The organism is Microbacterium sp. NPDC060117, assembly GCF_042729315.1.
In the GTDB taxonomy this organism is placed as follows: domain Bacteria; phylum Actinomycetota; class Actinomycetes; order Actinomycetales; family Microbacteriaceae; genus Microbacterium.
Genome location: NZ_JBHWXR010000002.1, coordinates 510281 through 527593 on the forward strand (window position 1 = coordinate 510281; position 17313 = coordinate 527593).

18 protein-coding genes and 4 tRNA genes are annotated in these 17313 nt (G+C 69.4%); 3 read left to right on the plus strand and 19 right to left on the minus strand.

Annotated features, from left to right (window positions below; genetic code table 11):
• Nucleotides 1–12: 12 nt before the first annotated feature.
• From ruvB to pdxS, 8 genes are all read right to left on the minus strand, one after another.
• Nucleotides 13–1041, minus strand: a complete 1029-nt coding sequence (ruvB, locus tag ACFWCK_RS08590) for a Holliday junction branch migration DNA helicase RuvB (protein WP_378805451.1) — start codon at nt 1039–1041, stop codon at nt 13–15.
• On the minus strand, nt 1034–1651 hold the full coding sequence (ruvA, locus tag ACFWCK_RS08595; RefSeq protein WP_233310069.1) for a Holliday junction branch migration protein RuvA: 618 nt from the start codon (nt 1649–1651) through the stop codon (nt 1034–1036). The genes ruvB and ruvA overlap by 8 nt, the downstream gene beginning before the upstream one ends.
• A 9-nt stretch (nt 1652–1660) precedes the next feature.
• On the minus strand, nt 1661–2251 hold the full coding sequence (gene ruvC, locus ACFWCK_RS08600) for a crossover junction endodeoxyribonuclease RuvC (protein ID WP_378805452.1): 591 nt from the start codon (nt 2249–2251) through the stop codon (nt 1661–1663).
• A gap of 51 nt (nt 2252–2302) precedes the next feature.
• Complete coding sequence (locus ACFWCK_RS08605; protein WP_378805453.1) at nt 2303–3487, minus strand: low temperature requirement protein A; 1185 nt, start codon at nt 3485–3487, stop codon at nt 2303–2305.
• 71 nt (nt 3488–3558) lie between these two features.
• A complete protein-coding gene (locus ACFWCK_RS08610) occupies nt 3559–4161 on the minus strand; it encodes a GrpB family protein (RefSeq protein ID WP_378805454.1) in 603 nt (200 codons plus the stop codon).
• A gap of 19 nt (nt 4162–4180) precedes the next feature.
• Nucleotides 4181–4939, minus strand: coding sequence for a YebC/PmpR family DNA-binding transcriptional regulator (locus ACFWCK_RS08615; RefSeq protein ID WP_233310065.1), 759 nt, complete (start codon nt 4937–4939; stop codon nt 4181–4183).
• Between the two features lie 103 nt (nt 4940–5042).
• Nucleotides 5043–5651 carry a pyridoxal 5'-phosphate synthase glutaminase subunit PdxT gene (gene pdxT, locus ACFWCK_RS08620; RefSeq protein ID WP_233310064.1) on the minus strand — a complete coding sequence of 203 codons (609 nt, stop codon included), beginning with the start codon at nt 5649–5651 and terminating at the stop codon, nt 5043–5045.
• Entirely contained in the window at nt 5648–6550 is a 903-nt protein-coding gene (gene pdxS / locus ACFWCK_RS08625; protein WP_233310063.1) for a pyridoxal 5'-phosphate synthase lyase subunit PdxS, read from the minus strand. The genes pdxT and pdxS overlap by 4 nt, the downstream gene beginning before the upstream one ends.
• An 87-nt stretch (nt 6551–6637) precedes the next feature.
• On the opposite strand from pdxS, the gene pdxY reads away from it, so the two are divergent.
• On the plus strand, nt 6638–7492 hold the full coding sequence (pdxY, locus tag ACFWCK_RS08630) for a pyridoxal kinase PdxY (RefSeq protein ID WP_233310062.1): 855 nt from the start codon (nt 6638–6640) through the stop codon (nt 7490–7492).
• A gap of 6 nt (nt 7493–7498) precedes the next feature.
• On the opposite strand, the gene ACFWCK_RS08635 is transcribed toward pdxY, so the two are convergent.
• From ACFWCK_RS08635 to ACFWCK_RS08650, 4 genes are all read right to left on the minus strand, one after another.
• Nucleotides 7499–8059: an HIT domain-containing protein gene (locus ACFWCK_RS08635; protein ID WP_233310061.1), complete on the minus strand. Its 561-nt coding sequence runs from the start codon at nt 8057–8059 to the stop codon at nt 7499–7501.
• Nucleotides 8056–10059, minus strand: a complete 2004-nt coding sequence (gene thrS / locus ACFWCK_RS08640; RefSeq protein WP_378805455.1) for a threonine--tRNA ligase — start codon at nt 10057–10059, stop codon at nt 8056–8058. The genes ACFWCK_RS08635 and thrS overlap by 4 nt, the downstream gene beginning before the upstream one ends.
• A 171-nt stretch (nt 10060–10230) precedes the next feature.
• Entirely contained in the window at nt 10231–11523 is a 1293-nt protein-coding gene (locus ACFWCK_RS08645) for a low temperature requirement protein A (protein WP_378805456.1), read from the minus strand.
• A gap of 53 nt (nt 11524–11576) precedes the next feature.
• The gene (locus ACFWCK_RS08650; RefSeq protein WP_378805457.1) at nt 11577–12179 is read right to left on the minus strand and encodes a YdcF family protein; all 603 of its coding nucleotides are present in this window, start codon (nt 12177–12179) and stop codon (nt 11577–11579) included.
• 104 nt (nt 12180–12283) lie between these two features.
• Between ACFWCK_RS08650 and ACFWCK_RS08655 the strand changes: the two genes are divergently transcribed.
• On the plus strand, nt 12284–12757 hold the full coding sequence (locus ACFWCK_RS08655) for a hypothetical protein (protein ID WP_378805458.1): 474 nt from the start codon (nt 12284–12286) through the stop codon (nt 12755–12757).
• A 50-nt stretch (nt 12758–12807) separates the two neighbouring features.
• On the opposite strand, the gene ACFWCK_RS08660 is transcribed toward ACFWCK_RS08655, so the two are convergent.
• From ACFWCK_RS08660 to ACFWCK_RS08690, 7 genes are all read right to left on the minus strand, one after another.
• A tRNA-Val gene (locus tag ACFWCK_RS08660) sits at nt 12808–12879 on the minus strand.
• 29 nt (nt 12880–12908) lie between these two features.
• A tRNA-Cys gene (locus ACFWCK_RS08665) sits at nt 12909–12979 on the minus strand.
• 48 nt (nt 12980–13027) lie between these two features.
• Nucleotides 13028–13103 (minus strand) — tRNA-Gly (locus ACFWCK_RS08670).
• A gap of 156 nt (nt 13104–13259) precedes the next feature.
• Nucleotides 13260–14054, minus strand: a complete 795-nt coding sequence (locus tag ACFWCK_RS08675; protein WP_378805459.1) for an SDR family NAD(P)-dependent oxidoreductase — start codon at nt 14052–14054, stop codon at nt 13260–13262.
• A gap of 89 nt (nt 14055–14143) precedes the next feature.
• The gene (locus ACFWCK_RS08680) at nt 14144–14458 is read right to left on the minus strand and encodes a helix-turn-helix transcriptional regulator (protein WP_233310056.1); all 315 of its coding nucleotides are present in this window, start codon (nt 14456–14458) and stop codon (nt 14144–14146) included.
• A complete protein-coding gene (locus tag ACFWCK_RS08685) occupies nt 14455–14928 on the minus strand; it encodes an SRPBCC domain-containing protein (RefSeq protein WP_378805460.1) in 474 nt (157 codons plus the stop codon). The genes ACFWCK_RS08680 and ACFWCK_RS08685 overlap by 4 nt, the downstream gene beginning before the upstream one ends.
• A 159-nt stretch (nt 14929–15087) precedes the next feature.
• Nucleotides 15088–15163 (minus strand) — tRNA-Val (locus tag ACFWCK_RS08690).
• A 139-nt stretch (nt 15164–15302) separates the two neighbouring features.
• On the opposite strand from ACFWCK_RS08690, the gene ACFWCK_RS08695 reads away from it, so the two are divergent.
• Nucleotides 15303–17303, plus strand: coding sequence for an ATP-dependent helicase (locus ACFWCK_RS08695; protein ID WP_378805461.1), 2001 nt, complete (start codon nt 15303–15305; stop codon nt 17301–17303).
• The last annotated feature ends 10 nt before the right edge of the window (nt 17304–17313 follow it).

The window sequence follows — 17313 nt, forward strand, 5'->3', positions numbered from 1 at the left end:
AGTCTCCAGCGATTATAGGTCATCGAACAACGCGACCCCCTCGGGGTGCGCGACGCCGAGATGCGCGTACGCCTCCGGCATCGCGATGCGCCCGCGCGGTGTGCGGCCGAGGAAGCCGATCCGGACGAGGTAGGGCTCGACGACGCTCTCGATGGTGTCCGCCTCCTCGCCCACCGAGACGGCGAGGGTGCTGAGGCCCACGGGACCTCCGCGGAAGCGCCGCACGATCGCGTCCAGCACCGCACGGTCGAGGCGATCGAGACCGATCCGGTCGACGTCGTAGAGCTCGAGAGCCGCCCTCACGTCCTCGACGGACGCCGAGGATCCCCCGCCGTGGACGAGGGCGTAGTCGCGCACGCGCCGCAGCAGGCGGTTGGCGATGCGCGGAGTGCCTCGTGAGCGCCGGCCGATCTCCGCCCGCGCCACGGCGGGCACGCCGACTCCGAGGACGATGGCGGAGCGCTCGACGACCCGCTCGAGCTCATCCGCCTCGTAGTACTCCAGATGCGCCGTGAAGCCGAAGCGGTCACGCAGCGGGTTGGGCAGCAGCCCCGAGCGCGTGGTGGCCCCCACCAGCGTGAACGGGGCGAGCTCGAGCGGGATGCTCGTGGCACCGGCGCCCTTGCCGACCATGATGTCGATGCGGAAGTCCTCCATCGCGAGATAGAGCATCTCCTCCGCGGATCGCGCCATCCGGTGAATCTCGTCGATGAACAGCACCTCGCCCGGGGTCAGGCTCGACAGCAGCGCGGCGAGGTCGCCGGCGTGCTGGATGGCGGGACCGCTCGACATGCGCAGCGGGCGTCCGCTCTCGTGCGCCACGATCATCGCCAGGGTCGTCTTGCCCAGTCCCGGAGGGCCGGACAGCAGGATGTGGTCCGCCGCCCGGTCCTGGATCCGCGCCGCCTCGAGCAGGAGCTTCATCTGCCCGCGCACCTTGTGCTGGCCGACGAACTCGTCCAGGCTCGCCGGGCGCAGCGCGCCCTCGATCGCGAGCTCGGCCTCGTCGACGGCCTCGCCGGAGTCGTGGAACTCAACCACGGGCGGCTCCGCCCTGAGCGGGTCCGAGGGTCGCGAGCGTGCGGCGCAGCAGCAGCGCGACGGATCCGCGTTCGGTCTCGCTCGCCTCGATGGTGCTCCGCTCGGCGGCCTCGGCGGCGACGCGCTCGGACCAGCCGAGGCCGATGAGGGCGGCGATCAACTGCGAGCCGATCTCGTCGGGGACGGATGCGGCGGCCGGGGCGATGACCGGCGCCTGCAGCTTGCCGGTGAGCTGCAGGACGATGAGCTTCGCCGTCTTCGGTCCGATGCCGGAGACGCGTCGGAAGGGCGCGTCGTCGTCGGCGGCGACCGCCGTCGCGATCTGGTCGACGGAGAGGTGCGAGAGCACGCCCAGCGCCGACTTCGGCCCCACACCCGTCACCGACAGCAGATGACCGAACACGTCGAGCTCGGCCGGATCCGCGAACCCGTACAGCGACAGAGCGTCCTCCCGCACGATCAGCGACGTGTGCAGGCGCAGCTCGTGACCGACCCGCGCGGTGTGCGCGACGTCGCCGGGCACGGCGACCGAGAAGCCCACTCCCCCGACCTCGACGATGACGGAATCCGTGGTCGCGGACAGCACGGTGCCACGCAGGGAGGAGATCATGAGAGCAGTCTACGCACGTGCTCGTAGGTATGTTCGAGCGACACGCTCCGCGTCAGCCCATGCCTTCTGCGCCGGGGTCTGGGCATCCGAGCCCTGGGACGCTCCCCCTGCATGCCCCGCGCCGCGCCATGCGTGGCAGAGCGCGATCGCGAGAGCGTCGGCCGCGTCGGCGGGCTGCGGCGGTGCGTCGAGTCGCAGGATGCGCGCGATCATCGCCTGCACCTGCTTCTTGTCGGCGGAGCCGTACCCGGTGACGGCCGCCTTGACCTCGCTCGGCGTGTGCGTGGCGGCGGGGAGCCCGTGCTCGGCGGCGACGAGCAGTGCCACCCCGCTGGCCTGCGCCGTGCCCATGACGGTGTGCGTGTTCTGCTGGGCGAAGACCCGCTCGACAGCCACTGCGTCCGGGTGGTGCTCTGCGATCACCGCGCGAATCCCGGCGGCGACCGCCGCGAGCCGCTCGCCGATCGGCGCATCCACAGGTGTGCGGATCACCCCGACGTGCACGAGCGTGCCCCGGCGCATCGCGTCGACATCCACGACGCCGACACCGCAGCGTGTGAGGCCGGGGTCGATGCCCAGCACGCGTCGCACTCCCGTCATGACTTCAGGTTATGGCCGCCCCGGGGCTCCGCGCCCCAGGCGCGCGGCCGGTCATGCCTCCCGCGCCGGCGCGGAAGCCGGGTGCGCGCGGTTGCCGAGTTCCGTGAGCAGCACGATCACCGCGAGTGCACCGCATGCGGCCAGGATCGCGTACCCCGCGGGCGAGGTCGCCGCGACGATCGTGGGCACGATGATGAGCAGAAGCGCCGGGACCGCCCAGCGCAGCACCGCGGCGGAGGGGCGCCCCAGCCTCAGTGATACGACCGCGTTCGTCGCGAAGAAGATCCCGAGACCCCCGCACAGCGAGATCACGGATGCGGGGGCGAGAACCTCCCCGGGGTGCCCGATCCCCGCGGACAGCGCACTGGAGATCGCCGTCACACCGACGACCAGGAGGAACGGCAGGAACCCGACGGTGTCGCGGATCGCACCATAGCGCCCGGCCCGCTGCAGCTGCTCGAGTCCGGTGCGCATCGTCTCCGTGCCGTACATGAAGAAGGACCAGGCCAGCAGAGCGACGACGGCGAGGCTCGCCGCAGCTGTTCCCCCTGAGGCGAGGGTCCAGGTGCCGTTGAGCGCGGTGACGATCGTGAGCACCGACTCCCCCAGCACGATCACGATGAGCAGGCCGAAGCGCTCCGAGATGTGCTCGACGTTCATCCGCGGCAGCATCCGCACACGCCAGCTCCGACTGTTCGTGAGCAGCAGCACCACTTCGACGACGATCACGAACCCCCACAGCACGTATCGCCATGGCGCGGGCACGGCGATCGAGATGAGCCAGAGCACGGCGGTCGCGCCGTTGTAGGCCAGCAGCCGGATGCGCGACGCCGATCCGTTCGCCCACGACAGAGCGATCCACAGGCCGAGCAGGACGAGCCGCAGCGCGGCGTTGCCCGCGGCGAACAGCCAGGAGCGCTCTCCCACGGCCTCCGGCGCGGCGACCGCGATGGCGCCGACCGAGGCCATCGCGGCGAGCATCACGACGGCGAGCTGTCTGCGGGTGAGCCACGTCATCACGTTCACGGTGAACGTCAGATTGACCCAGGACCACCAGACCGAGGCGAAGAGCGCCGTGAACAGCAGCAGGGCGGAGTTCGACGGATCCTCATGCAGCCCGCGCGCCAGCTGCGACACCAGGGCCACGAAGATCAGGTCGAAGAACAGCTCCATCCAGTGCACACGCGAAGGGTCGCGATCGGGCACGACCACCGCAGACTCCGCTTCACCGGCCATGGCAGTCCCTTCGAGCATCGGGCGGATCAACGACACCGTAGCGGAGCCGGACAGCGGGCCAGGAGGGAGAGTCAGCCGCGCCCGGCCGGATCAGGCCACCCCATCGCCGTCTGCGCATGATCCATGAAGGCGCTCTTCGCGCGGGTGTAGTCGTCGTAGTCCTGCGCGGCCGAGTGAGCCGCGGCGAGGGACCGCTTCAGCTGCTCGTACGCCGCGCGTTCCGCCGGGTTCGCACGAAGCCAGTCGCGGAACGACACCACGAAGCCGGCGAACGAGGAGTCCGCATGGCGGATGTGCAGGATCAGCCCGCGCAGGGAGGCGTCGCCGTCCAGATCGCGGAAGTAGAGCAGCTTCTCATGATGGCGCGGATCGGATCCGGGCCGCGGGATGTCGACGTCGACCCCCGGGGAGTCGGGACGGGATCCACGCGCTCTCTCGAACAGGAGCGGGTCGAGCGCTGCATCGACCACGGTTTCGTCGGGGATCGCCGGCACGAGAACCTGGAGATCCACATACGGTTTGGCCGCGAGCTCGGGCACCGCGGTCGAGCCGATGTGCGCGAAGCCGGCCACGGGGATCCCGGCACGGATGAGCGTCTCACGGATCCGCAGGATCCACGATGAAGCGAGCGATGGCCACGCCGGATCGTACGGGACGATCTGCGGCGCGGCCATCGAGGAGTCCTGCTCGGGCTTACTCGTCGTTCTCGAGCTCGGCCTGCACCTCGGCCGTGAGGTCGAAGTTGGCGTAGACGTTCTGCACGTCGTCGCTGTCCTCGAGCGCGTCGATGAGGCGGAAGATCTTGCGCGCCGCCTCGGCGTCGATCTCGACCTTGAGGTTCGGCACGAACTCGACGTCCGCCGACTCGTACTCGATGCCCGCCTCCTGCAGCGCGGTGCGCACCGCGACCAGGTCGGACGCATCGGTGACGATCTCGAAGCCCTGTGCGTGCGGCTCGATCTCCTCGGCGCCGGCCTCGAGCGCCGCCATCATAACGTCGTCCTCGGTCGTGTTCTCGCCGTCGACGACGATGACGCCCTTGCGGGTGAAGTTGTATGCGACCGATCCGGGATCGGCGAGCGTGCCACCGTTGCGGCTGAGCGCCGTGCGCACCTCCGCGGCGGCGCGGTTCTTGTTGTCGGTCAGACACTCGATCATGAGGGCGACGCCGTTCGCGCCGTAGCCCTCGTACATGATCGAGGAGTACTCGACAGACTCGCCGCCGATGCCGGCGCCGCGCTTGATCGCACGGTCGATGTTGTCCTTCGGGACCGAGGTCTTCTTGGCCTTGAGGACCGCATCGAAGAGGGTCGGGTTGCCCTGGAGGTCGGGGCCGCCCAGCTTCGCCGCGACCTCGATGTTCTTGATGAGCTTGGCCCACGACTTCGCACGGCGCGAGTCGATGACCGCCTTCTTGTGCTTGGTCGTCGCCCACTTGGAATGCCCGGACATATGTCTCCCGCTCGTATCCGCCCCGGGGCTCATCCCGCCAGGGCATCGTCCATTCTAGAAGATCCGCGCCCGGGGAACAGACGGACGGCGCAGAACCGCACCTCTACGACGCGAGCGCGGCACGCCTCGCCTCGACCAGGTCGAGGAACCGCGCATGCAGACGAGGCTCGCCGTTCATCTCCGGATGGAAGCTCGTGCCCAGCAGGTTGCCCTGCTGCACGGCCACCACTCCGCCGTCGGGCAGCGCAGCGATCGCCGTCGCCCGGGGGCCGACTCGCGTGATGAGCGGCGCGCGGATGAACGTGGCATCGACCGGCCCCTCGACGCCGTCGATCGCCAGCTCGGTCTCGAACGACTCCACCTGTCCGCCGAACGCGTTGCGGGCGACGGTGACGTCGAGACCGCCGAAGGTGAGCTGGCCGTCGATCGCCCCCTCGATCTCATCCGCGAGCAGGATCAGCCCCGCACAGGTGCCGTAGACCGGCAGGCCGTCGGCGATGAGCGCGCGCAGGGGCTCGCGCACGCCGAAGATCCGGGACAGCTTGTCGATCACACTCGACTCGCCGCCCGGGATCACCAGCCCGTCCAGCCCCTCCAGCTGCTCGGGGCGGCGGACAGCGACCGCCTCCGCCCCGAGCGAGGTGAGGATCGCGGCGTGCTCGCGCACATCGCCCTGCAGCGCGAGCACGCCGATCCGCACGGGTGCTGTCACCAGCCGCGCTCCGCGAGGCGGTGCGGGGCGGGCAGGTCGGACACATTGATGCCGACCATGGCCTCGCCGAGACCGCGGGAGACCTGGGCGATCACGGCGGGGTCGTCGTAGGCGGCGGTGGCCTTGACGATCGCCGCGGCGCGGGCAGCCGGGTCGCCGGACTTGAAGATGCCGGATCCGACGAACACGCCGTCGGCGCCGAGCTGCATCATCATGGCGGCGTCGGCGGGCGTCGCCACGCCGCCGGCCACGAACATGACGACCGGCAGCGCGCCCTTCGCGGCGACCTCGGCGACCAGCTCGTACGGCGCCTGCAGCTCCTTGGCGGCGACGTACAGCTCGTCCTTGGGCAGGGTGGTCAGGCGGGCGATCTCGCCGCGGATCGTGCGGATGTGCTTCATCGCCTCGGAGACGTCGCCGGTGCCCGCCTCACCCTTGGAGCGGATCATCGCGGCGCCCTCGGTGATGCGGCGGAGGGCCTCGCCCAGGTTGGTCGCACCGCAGACGAAGGGCACGGTGAAGCCCCACTTATCGATGTGGTTGACGTAGTCGGCCGGGGACAGCACCTCGGACTCGTCGATGTAGTCGACGCCGAGCTCCTGCAGCACCTGCGCCTCGACGAAATGGCCGATACGAGCCTTGGCCATGACCGGGATCGAGACGGCGGAGATGATGCCGTCGATCATGTCGGGGTCGCTCATGCGCGACACGCCGCCCTGGGCGCGGATGTCGGCGGGCACCCGCTCGAGGGCCATGACGGCGACGGCGCCGGCGTCCTCGGCGATCTTCGCCTGCTCGGGAGTGACGACGTCCATGATGACGCCGCCCTTGAGCATCTCGGCGAGGCCGCGCTTGACGCGACCGGTTCCGGTGGTCGATTCGGGTGCAAGTTCTGTCATAGGACAGATCATACGCTGTCTGCATCGGTGTCTCACATCGGTGAGACAGTGACCGGATCAGCCAGCGGCAGGTGAGAGGATCGGAGGATGCTCACCGTGCTCTCGATCCAGTCCGCCGTCGCGTACGGCCATGTCGGCAACTCCGCGGCGGTGTTCCCGCTGCAGCGCATCGGAGTCGAGGTGCTCCCCGTCTACACGGTGAACTTCTCCAACCACACCGGCTACGGCGCCTGGCGCGGACCGTTGATCGCGCCCGACGACGTGCGCGAGGTCATCACCGGCATCGAGGAGCGCGGTGTCCTCGGCGAGGTCGACGCCGTTCTGAGCGGCTACCAGGGCGGCGAGGGCATCGGCGACGTGATCATCGACGCCGTGGCGCGCGTGAAGTCCGCCAACCCGAACGCCGTCTACGCCTGCGATCCGGTGATGGGCAACGCGAAGTCGGGGTGTTTTGTCGCCCCCGCGATCCCGGTGCTGCTGCGCGACAAGGTCGTCCCGGTCGCCGACATCATCACCCCGAACCAGTTCGAGCTGGGTTTCCTCACGGAGACCGAGCCCGACACCCTCGAATCCACCCTGGCCTCGGTCGACAAGGCGCGCGCCATGGGGCCGAACACCGTGCTCGTCACGAGCGTCGAGCGCCCCGATCGCGAGGAGGGCACGATCGAGATGCTCGCCGTGGACGACAAGGGCGCCTGGCTCGTGGCCACGCCGCACCTGCCGATGAAGGCGAACGGATCCGGTGATGTCACCGCTGCGCTGTTCACCGCGCACTATGTGGAGACCGGAGACGCGAAGGTCGCGCTCGAGCGCACGGTGTCCAGCGTGTACGAACTCCTCCGTCTCACGCTCGAGTCGGGCGCGCGAGAGCTGCAGCTCGTCCCGGCGCAGGAGTTCTACGCGAACCCTCCGCTCCAGTTCGAAGCCCGCCGGGTGCGCTGACGACGATCAGGCGGGCCAGGCAGCGGCGACAGTGTTGCGCACGTCGCCGAGAAGCTGTGGCAGCGCCTTGGTCTTCGCGATGATCGGGAAGAAGTTGGCGTCGCTGTTCCAGCGCGGCACCACGTGCTGATGCAGATGCGCGTCGACGCCGGCACCGGCGACGGCGCCCTGGTTCATGCCGATGTTGAACCCGTCGCAGCGTGAGGTCGCCTTCAGCACCCGCATGGCGATCTGCGTGAGCTCGCCGATCTCGGCGACCTCCTCCGCGGTCGCCTCGTCGTACGTCGCGATGTGGCGGTACGGGCAGACGAGCAGATGGCCCGAGTTGTACGGGAACAGGTTGAGCAGCACGTAGGCGGTGCGCCCGCGGGCGACGATGAGCCGCTCCTCGTCCGGATGCTTGGGCGCCTCGCAGAACGGGCACTCCTCGCGCAGCGGCTCCGGGCCCGCCTGGATGTACGTCATCCGGTGCGGCACCCAGAGGCGCTGGAACTCGTCGGGGACGCCGGCGAGGTGCGCGGCGTCTTCCAGCCGCGCCCCGACGCCCGCGTCCCCGACGTCGCTCATGCCAGGTCGCCCGCAGTCTGGATCAGCGCGTGGTCCTCGATCGCACGTCGCACCCTGTCGACGGCCTCGGCGAGCGGAACGCCGTTCTCCTGGGTGCCGTCGCGGAACCGGAACGACACCGTGCCCGCGGCGCGATCCTGCTCCCCCGCGATGAGGATCAGCGGAACCTTGCCCGTCGTGTGGTTGCGGATCTTCTTCTGCATGCGCTCGTCCGAATGGTCGACCTCGGCGCGCACACCTGCCGCGCGCAGGGCGGCGACGGCATCGTCGAGGTAGTCGGCGAACGCCTCCGCGACCGGGATCCCCACGACCTGCACCGGCGAGAGCCACAGCGGGAAGTCGCCCGCGTAGTGCTCGAGCAGGATCGCGAAGAAGCGCTCGATCGAGCCGAACAGCGCCCGATGGATCATGATCGGGCGCTTCTTCTGCCCGTCCTTGTCGGTGAACTCGAGCCCGAACCGCTCCGGCAGGTTCGGGTCGACCTGCACCGTGGAGAGCTGCCACACGCGGCCGATCGCGTCGGTGGTCTTCAGGTCGATCTTCGGACCGTAGAAGGCCGCCTCGCCGGGCACCTCGGTGAGCTTCAGTCCGGAGGCCAGGGCGACGTTGCGCAGCGCATTCGTCGAGTACTCCCAGAACTCGTCGGATCCGATCCACTTGTCCTTCTCGTCGTCGCGCATCGACAGCTCGAGCTCGAAGTCGCTGAGCCCGAAGTCGCGCAGCATCGACAGGATGAACTCGAGGACCTTGGTGACCTCGGTCTCCAGCTGTTCCGGCGTGACGAACAGGTGCGAGTCGTCCTGGGTGAAGCCGCGCACACGGGTGAGGCCGTGCAGGGCGCCCGAGAGCTCGTTCCGGTACACGGTGCCGTTCTCGGCGAAGCGCAGCGGCAGATCCCGGTAGCTGCGTGCCCGCTCCTTGTAGATCAGGATGTGCATCGGGCAGTTCATCGGCTTCAGGTAGTAGTCCTGGCCCTGCTTCGTGATGTGCCCGTCCTCGTCGCGCTCCTCGTCCATCCGGATCGGCGGGAACATGCCGTCACGGTAGGTGACGAGGTGGTTGGAGGTGAGGAACAGGTCCTCCTTGGAGATGTGCGGCGTGTACACGTAGTTGTACCCGCCCTCGATGTGCCGCCTGCGCGCGTGCTGCTCCATCTCGCCGCGGATGATGCCGCCGCGAGGGTGCCAGACCGACAGGCCGGATCCGATCTCATCGGGGAAGGAGAACAGGTCGAGTTCCTTGCCGAGGCGGCGGTGGTCGCGCTTGGCGGCCTCCTCGAGGCGCTGCTGGTACGCGCGCAGCTCGTCCTTGGTCGGCCAGGCGGTGCCGTAGATGCGCTGCAGCTGCGGGTTCTTCTCGGATCCGCGCCAGTACGCCGCCGCGATCCGGGTGAGGTCCCAGCCGTTGCCGATCATTCGAGTGTTCGGCAGGTGCGGGCCGCGGCAGAGGTCCTTCCAGACCACTTCGCCGTCCTTGGCCACGTTGTCGTAGATGGTGAGCTCGCCCTCGCCGACCTCGACGGAGGCGCCCTCCGTCTTGTCGGCACCCGGGCCCTTCAGCCCGATGAGCTCGAGCTTGAACGGCTCGTCGGCGAGCTCGGCACGAGCCTCGTCGTCGCTCACGGCCCTACGCACGAAGCGCTGGCCCTCGCGCTGGATCCGCTGCATCTCCTTGGAGATCGCCTTGACGTCCTCCGGAGTGAAGGGCGTGTCGACCCCGAAGTCGTAGTAGAAGCCGTCGGTGATGGGCGGGCCGATCCCGAGGTTCGCCTGCGGCTTGATGCGCTGCACCGCCTGGGCGAGCACATGCGCCGTGGAGTGGCGCAGGATCGCGAGGCCCTCGGGGCTCTCGATGGTGATGGGCTGGACGTCGTCGTCCTCGTTCACGAGGGCGGCGAGGTCCTTCTGCTGCCCGTTGACGAGCATGGCGACGACGGAGCGGTCGCTGAAGGGTCCATTCGCGCCGTAGAGCGCGAAGCCGTCGCACGGATAGGACGGCATTTCAGGGGCGGACGCGGGGTTCTCAGACAAAGGAAGTTCTCCAGTTTGGCGATGGTCTCGGCTCAGCTTCGGGCGCGTCGGCGCCCTGCCCGCTCAGGCCCTGAGAGTTCGCGTGCCGGTGACCGCGATCACGGTCGCGTGCGTCAGCCGGGCGAAGTCCATAGGAGAATCCTACGCCGACGCGTGCGGCGCCTCGCTCATGGTGCGGCCCAGCGCCTCGTCCAGGTGCCGCTGGGCGAACCTCCACCCGCCGGCCTCGTAGGCGACCACGACGAAGACGGGGCCGGCCAGCACCACGAGCAGGCAGGCCCACAGCGGAAGCCCGACGAAGGCCAGCACGATTCCGAGCAGCGGCAGCACCATCGCGATCGCGTGCAGCGGGAGCCCCTTCATGACGGAGTGCACCAGATAGGAGTGCAGCAGCGAGATCGACACCATGAAGACGATCACCGGGATCGCGATCATCAAGATGACGACCGGCGTCGCAAGCGGATCCTCATGCCGGTACGCGAACCCGATGGTGTGCAGTCCGGCGCCGACCGCGGCGACGCTCGCGAAGATGAAGGCGTGCCCGTAGCCCCACACGAAGGACCGCTTGCGGTGCACGGCGAGGATCGGGCCCGACGGCATCATCGTGTACGACCACCACAGCGCGAAGGTCAAGCCCACGCCCGCGCCGATCACGACCACGGCGTCCCCTGACCACCCCTGCTCGTGCGAGACCTCCTGTGCGGCGGCGAGGGTTCCGATCACCGTCTCGCCCAGCGCGATGATCGTCAGCAGCGAGTACCGTTCCGCGATATGGTGCGCGTGCCAGGGGGTTCCCCGGCGTTCGCCCTCGCCTTTGCGCTCGGCCACGATCGGACCGCCCAGCTCGATCAGCCAGCACGCCGCCGCAGCCGCGAAGGCAGCGCCGAGGGGCAGCGGAGCCCACGCCACGATGATCCAGCCGATCTGCGCGACGGCGACGAACAGCACATAGGTGAGCGCGTGTCGGCGGTAGGCCGGATCGCGCGATGCGCGCAGCCATTGCGCGAGCAGCCCCACCCTCATCACGATGTAGCCGGACACCATGACCCGGTTGTCGAAGGCGCCGTGATCCTCGAGCGATGCGAACATGGCGGGCAGCCCGATCGCGAGCACGATCACGCCGGCCATCTGCACCATGGTGAAGATCCGGAACAGCCAATCGTCCGTGTCGAACGCTGAGGCGAACCAGGAGAAGTTGATCCAGGCCCAGATGATCGCCGCGACCGCGACCGCGAAGGCGAAGGCGCCGACCGCCGCGGCGCCGTGGCCGACCGCGACGCCGTCCGCGAGCTGCGCACCCGCGACGCCGAAGGCTGCTGCGAAGACCAGGTCGTACAGCGCTTCGAGCGGGGTGGCGGCGCGGTGCTCCTGGTGCTGCGCGCGCCCGCGCATCGGGCTCAGGCCGTGCCGGTACCGTTCGACCGCGTTCGTCATGCTCTCTCTCCCCAAGCCCGTGGTGCCCGCTCTCGGAACGGGCAGCGTCCAACCTAGCGCGAGCCCGTCCTCGTCCGACTCCGACGGCGCTCGACGAGCGCGAGCGCGGCCGCGATCGCCTTGATCACCGGGATCTCCCCGAAGCGGTAGTCGTCGGCGCGCACGAGGCGGGCGGCCAGGTCGGGTCGCGCGGCGCGCAGCAGCTCCCGCGCCCGCTCGGCGTGCAGCGCGTTCGAGACGACGGCGATCTCCCCCGCGTCTTCGAGCAGGACGATCGAGTTGCGGATGTTCTCCTCGGTCGAGCGGCTCTCGGTCTCCAGGAGCATCCGCCCGCGATATCCCCTCGCGGCCGCGTACCGGGCCAGGATCCGCGCCTCCGGCTCCGGACCCCGCACCGCCCCGCCGGAGAAGATCAGGGCATCGTGGGCGCTCCGCAGGGTGCGCAGGCCCGCGCGCACCCGATAGCGGTTGACGGCGTTGGCCCGCGATCCTCGGTTGCCGTATCCCAGCACGAGAACGGCGCGCTGCCCACCGGGCCGCCCCCTCTCGAGGCCTCGCACGCTCGCGCATGCCGAGACCGCCTCGCCCCACAGCAGGAACGCCATCCCCGCCGCGGCCGGGCCGACCGACAGCATCAGGAGAAGGGACTTCCGCATGCGCCCAGACTAGGTCGCGGCGTCGGCCTCTGGTGCGGCGCCCTGTCGGCTGGCACGATGAGGTCCGCAGTGTCCGCCGCGTCCGCAGAGCATCGGAGGTCGCCATGACCTACTTCATCATCGTGATCGGCCAGACCGTCGTCCTGCCGCTCGTCAGCGGGCTCGTCGAACTGATCGTGGTCGGCGGGGATCCGATTCTGGTGTTCGGCAAGTGGTGGGCGTTCTGGGGAGTGGGCACGCGCCTTCTCGCCGCCGGAATCGCGCAGATGTCGGGCAAGGGGCAGACAGCCCAGATTCTCGGTTCGACCGCGCCGAGCGTGCAGGAGCAGCAGCTCACGCGCGAGCTCGGTGCCGCGAACACGGCGATGGGCCTGGCAGGGCTGCTCGCGCTTGTCCCCGGGTGGGTGCTGCCCGCCGCGCTCGCCGGCGGCGTCTTCCTTCTCATCGCCGGCCTCATGCACCTGCCCAAGAAGGGCAAGAACGCGCAGGAGGCGGTCGCGACCTGGACCGACCTGGTCGTGGGCGTCGCCGTGGTGGCGCTCGCCATACGAGTGATCATCGGCGCGATCACCGGATAAAACCCCCGAGGGAATGCAAAAACCCCCGGCAGACCGGGGGTTTTCTTGAGTGCGCGATACTGGGATCGAACCAGTGACCTCTTCCGTGTCAGGGAAGCGCGCTACCGCTGCGCCAATCGCGCCTGTTCAGGCTATTCAGTTGAGAAGAGCGAGGTGGCGACGGGATTCGAACCCGTGTAAACGGCTTTGCAGGCCGGTGCCTAGCCTCTCGGCCACGCCACCATGTGGATTCGAACCCACATGCCGAAGCCCCCGAAGGGGCTCCTGCACTGGAGCGGATGACGAGACTCGAACTCGCGACCCCAACCTTGGCAAGGTTGTGCGCTACCAACTGCGCTACATCCGCGTTTTGTGTTTCCCCGGTGTCCCGGGCACTTGAAATACATTAGCCGAGGTTTGGGGCTTCGCCAAACCGGGCCCCGTTCTCGGGCGTGTCCGCCGGGATCCCGGAGGGGCGACGGCAACCGGGCGCCCTCCGGGATCGGCCTGTCCCGACCTCGACTCAGTCGACGAGCGCCCCTGCCGACAGATTCGCGATCGCACCCGTCATCGAGGACGCGCGGTCGGAGCCGGCGAACGCAAGATACTCCGCCACCTCATCCAGCAGTGGCAGGCGCCCGAGCAGCGTCGTCCCGGCGAGCCCGCCGACCCAATCCCCCATCGGAACGCCCCCGGCCGCCGCGATGCGGCCGAACATCTCCCGGGTGTAGGACGTCTCCATCGCATCGGAGATGGCATGCGGGCGCACGCACACGACCCGCACGCCCGCGGGTCCGAGCTCGCCCGCCAGAGCGCGCGAGAAGCCCTCGAGTCCCGCGGACTGCGCCGCGTTGCCGATCAGTCCGCGCCCCGTCAGGCGGGCGCCCGGCGTGGAGATCGTCAGGATGACGCCACTCCCCTGCGAGATCATGTGGCGGGACGCCGCTTTGGCGGTCACGAAGTTCGTCTGCAGGTAGCCGACGACGGGGTGCAGATAGTCCTCGAGGGACGTATCGCCGATGGCCAGCCCCTGCACGTGGTCGAAGCCGACCGCGTTGAGCGCGATGTCGATGCGCCCGGCCTCCGCACCGACGTCATCGGCGTGTCGATCGACGGCATTCTGGTCCATCGCGTCGACGACGGCGACGGACACCTCCGCCCCCTCGGCCCTGGCCGCCGATGCCGCAGCCTCGAGTCGATTCAGCGATCGCCCGGCCAGGAAGAGCCTCGCCCCTTCCCGGGCGAACACTCGCGCCGCCGCCGCGCCGATCGACCCGCCACCGCCGTGAATCACGGCGACCTTGTTCTCGAGCAGCATTGTGCCGCCTCCCATCTCATGTTGTGTGCAACCCTAGAGTTGCACAACAGGGATGGGTTCTGCAACTGTTGAATTGCAGGTATCGGCGGCTAGAGCCCCTCGGCGATCTCCTTGATCGTCGTCAGCCGGCTCTCCCACTGGCGCCCGATCGCATCGAGCCGGCGCGCGGTCGCGCTGAGCTCCGCACCGACGACGTGGTAGCGCACCTCACGCCCCGCCCGGACGGGCTCGACCAGGCCGACTTCCGCGAGCACAGTCAGGTGCTTGGCGATGGCCTGCCGAGACACCGGGAACCGCTCGGCGAGAGCCGACGCGGAGGCATCGCCGTCGCCGAGGGCGCTGAGAATGCTCCACCGCGTCTCATCCCCCAGCGCAGCGAAGACCGGGACAAGGGTCGAGGTCATACGAGACCCCCGAACAGGGCGATGAGCTTGTCGAGCTCTGCATCCCACCCGCGGCGATGACTGTCGAGGTTCGACAGCGGATCCGAGGTCCTCTCGAAGCCCGACTCGACGACCGTGAGCCGGGTGCCCTCCCCCTCCGGCTCGAGGGTGAAGCGGAACACGGTCGAGTTCTCCTCATCGAGCTCGACCGGCAGTCGATCGAGCGCGTTGTCGTTGCTCCACCGGTACGACACCGACCGCGGCGCATCGACGGACTCGACGCGGATCGGGACGGCGCCGTGCCCGTCGAAGGTCATCGTTCCGGCACCTGCCGCATCCAGCACGGCGAGCCCGAACCAGCGCGACAGATGCTCCGGTTCGGTGATCGCGCGCCACACCTTCTCCGCAGGGGCGGCGATCGAGATGCTGCGCGTGACCGTGTAGAACTCGTCGTCCGCGACCGATGCCTCGTTGCGCGTCGTGCTCGTCATGGACATGCCTCCTGTGTCGCGCGGGATGGCCGGCGAGAACCTTCCTGCAACCCAGAGGTTACACGAGCGCCGAGGATCGCCCCATCGAGACCGCCGGGCCCAGAGCGCGGAGCGACGCGGGAACGGCGAAAGCCCCTGGGTTCTCCCAGGGGCTTTCGGTGGTGGGCGATGCCGGACTCGAACCGACGACCTCTTCCGTGTGAAGGAAGCGCGCTACCAACTGCGCCAATCGCCCATCTGTAGTTTTCGCGTGCCCGGAGGCACAGGTAAAGAGCATACCGGATCCGACGAGCGCACAAGGACAGCGCCGGTCGGCCGGGCGTGGCGCGCAGCTGCTGTCGCCGATGTCCGAGGGCGGAGATACCGTCGGCCCCGTGAGCAGCGCAGATGTGATCGAAGAGCTGGACGAGATGCAGCGGCGCGCCGTCGAGCACGGCGAAGGGCCGCTCGTCGTCGCCACCGGCGCGGGGACCGGGAAGACGCGCGTGCTCACCAGCAGGGTGGCGCGGTTGATCGACACCGGCGTGCCTCCGGAGCGGATCCTGCTGCTCACGTTCACCCGGCGCGCGGCCGCCGCGATGACCGCTCGCGCCGCCGCGATGGTGGGAGACACCGCGCTGGCCCAGCGCATCGCCGGAGGCACATTCCACGCGGTGGCGCACCGCGTCGTCGCGGAGTACTCGCAGCATCTGGGCTTGGCGGACGTCTCGGTGCTGGCCCCCGATGACGTCGTCGACCTGATCGATCTGCTGCGCAGCGAGCACGGCCTGGACGGCACCGACCGGCGAATGCCCACGAGCCGGGCGATGGCCGACATCGCCTCCCGGGCCGTGAGTCTGGAGAAACCGGGACGCGAGGTGATCTCCGAGCAGTTCCCCTGGGCGCTCGGGCACGCCGACGAGATCATGGGGCTGCTCCGCGCCTATGCGCAGCGAAAGCGCGCCCGCGGCCTTCTCGATCTCGATGATCTCCTGGTGGCGTGGCGCGCTCTCGCGCGCGACCCGCACGTGGGAGCGAGACTGCGCGCCCGCTGGGACTGGGTGCTCGTCGACGAGTATCAGGACGTGAACCGGGTACAGGCCGACGTCGTGCAGGCGCTGGCTCCCGACGGGCACGGCCTGACCGTCGTGGGCGATGACGCGCAGGCGATCTACGGCTTCCGCGGCGCCGGGGCCGGCCAGCTCCAGGAGGTGCTCGATCGGCATCCCGACGCCGAGCTCATCCGCCTCGAGCGCAACTTCCGCTCGACGCAGCCGATCCTCGATCTGGCGAACGCCGCCCGTCCAGAGGACTTCCCGATCAAGCTCGTCGCGGATCGAACGGGAACGGCGACCCGTCCGGAACTCGTGCGATGCGAGAACGCCGACGACGAGGCCCGCGCCGTCGCCGATCGGATCCTGGCCGTCCACGCCGACGGCGTTCCGCTGCGGGAGCAGGCGGTACTGATGCGCACCGGTTCGCACAGCGCGATGCTCGAGGTCGAGCTCAAGGTCCGCGACATCCCGTTCGTCAAGTTCGGCGGCATCGGCTATCTCGAGACCGCCCACGTCCGCGACCTGCTCGCGGCGTTCCGTGTCGTCCTCAATCCGGGCGACGAGATCGCGTGGTACCGCCTGCTCACCCGGCACCGCGGTCTCGGCAAGGTCAGCGCGCGCCGACTCGCCGGCATCCTCGCGGATCAGGGAATCGGCGGAGGGGCGGAGGCGATCGCGGCGGCCCCTCCCACGGCCCGCGTCGGGCTCGCGACGACGCTCTCGCTCCTCGGCGTCGTCGATGCGGACTCGCCCGTGGCCGACCTGGTCGAGGCCTGCCACGATGCCGTCTCGGGATTGCTGGCGCAGCACTATCCCGACTGGCAACGACGTGCCTCGGATGTGCAGGAGATCGCGGAGGCCGCGTCCCGCCAGAACGATCTCCGCGCGTTCGTGGGCGATCAGGCCATCGATCCGGTCACGCGCGCCGGTGACTGGGCGGCGCAACCGCACCTCGACGAGGACTGGGTGACGCTGTCCACGATCCACTCGGCCAAAGGGCTGGAGTGGTCGCACGTCCACCTGCTGCGCGCGACGGACGGCGCCATGCCGTCGGACATGGCCCTCACCTCGCATGCCGGTCTCGAGGAGGAGCGACGGCTGTTCTACGTCGGGCTCACGCGTGCACGCGATGCGCTGAGCGTGTACGCCCCCGCCACTCTCCCGACGCACCCGACGGCGTTCACCGCACGGCACGTCCAGGCCAAGCCGAGCAGGTTCCTGACGAGTGCGGCGCTCTCGCTCATGACGGTGATCGATTCGAGGGCACCGGAGCCGGGCACGACATCGGCATCCCCGGGGCCTCGGGTGAGCGTGGGAGAGCTCGACGCCCTGTTCGCGTGAGGCGCGTCGT

Coding starts and splice junctions, on each gene's coding strand:
- ACFWCK_RS08685 (WP_378805460.1), bottom strand. CDS start 14,928: ATGACGAGCACGACGCGCAACGAGGCATCGGTCGCGGACGACGAGTTC.
- ACFWCK_RS08635 (WP_233310061.1), bottom strand. CDS start 8,059: ATGAGCGACGTCGGGGACGCGGGCGTCGGGGCGCGGCTGGAAGACGCC.
- ACFWCK_RS08645 (WP_378805456.1), bottom strand. CDS start 11,523: ATGACGAACGCGGTCGAACGGTACCGGCACGGCCTGAGCCCGATGCGC.
- pdxS (WP_233310063.1), bottom strand. CDS start 6,550: ATGACAGAACTTGCACCCGAATCGACCACCGGAACCGGTCGCGTCAAG.
- ACFWCK_RS08655 (WP_378805458.1), top strand. CDS start 12,284: ATGACCTACTTCATCATCGTGATCGGCCAGACCGTCGTCCTGCCGCTC.
- ACFWCK_RS08605 (WP_378805453.1), bottom strand. CDS start 3,487: ATGGCCGGTGAAGCGGAGTCTGCGGTGGTCGTGCCCGATCGCGACCCT.
- ruvC (WP_378805452.1), bottom strand. CDS start 2,251: ATGACGGGAGTGCGACGCGTGCTGGGCATCGACCCCGGCCTCACACGC.
- ACFWCK_RS08610 (WP_378805454.1), bottom strand. CDS start 4,161: ATGGCCGCGCCGCAGATCGTCCCGTACGATCCGGCGTGGCCATCGCTC.
- ACFWCK_RS08675 (WP_378805459.1), bottom strand. CDS start 14,054: ATGCTGCTCGAGAACAAGGTCGCCGTGATTCACGGCGGTGGCGGGTCG.
- ACFWCK_RS08615 (WP_233310065.1), bottom strand. CDS start 4,939: ATGTCCGGGCATTCCAAGTGGGCGACGACCAAGCACAAGAAGGCGGTC.
- ACFWCK_RS08650 (WP_378805457.1), bottom strand. CDS start 12,179: ATGCGGAAGTCCCTTCTCCTGATGCTGTCGGTCGGCCCGGCCGCGGCG.
- ACFWCK_RS08680 (WP_233310056.1), bottom strand. CDS start 14,458: ATGACCTCGACCCTTGTCCCGGTCTTCGCTGCGCTGGGGGATGAGACG.
- pdxY (WP_233310062.1), top strand. CDS start 6,638: ATGCTCACCGTGCTCTCGATCCAGTCCGCCGTCGCGTACGGCCATGTC.
- ruvA (WP_233310069.1), bottom strand. CDS start 1,651: ATGATCTCCTCCCTGCGTGGCACCGTGCTGTCCGCGACCACGGATTCC.
- thrS (WP_378805455.1), bottom strand. CDS start 10,059: ATGCCGTCCTATCCGTGCGACGGCTTCGCGCTCTACGGCGCGAATGGA.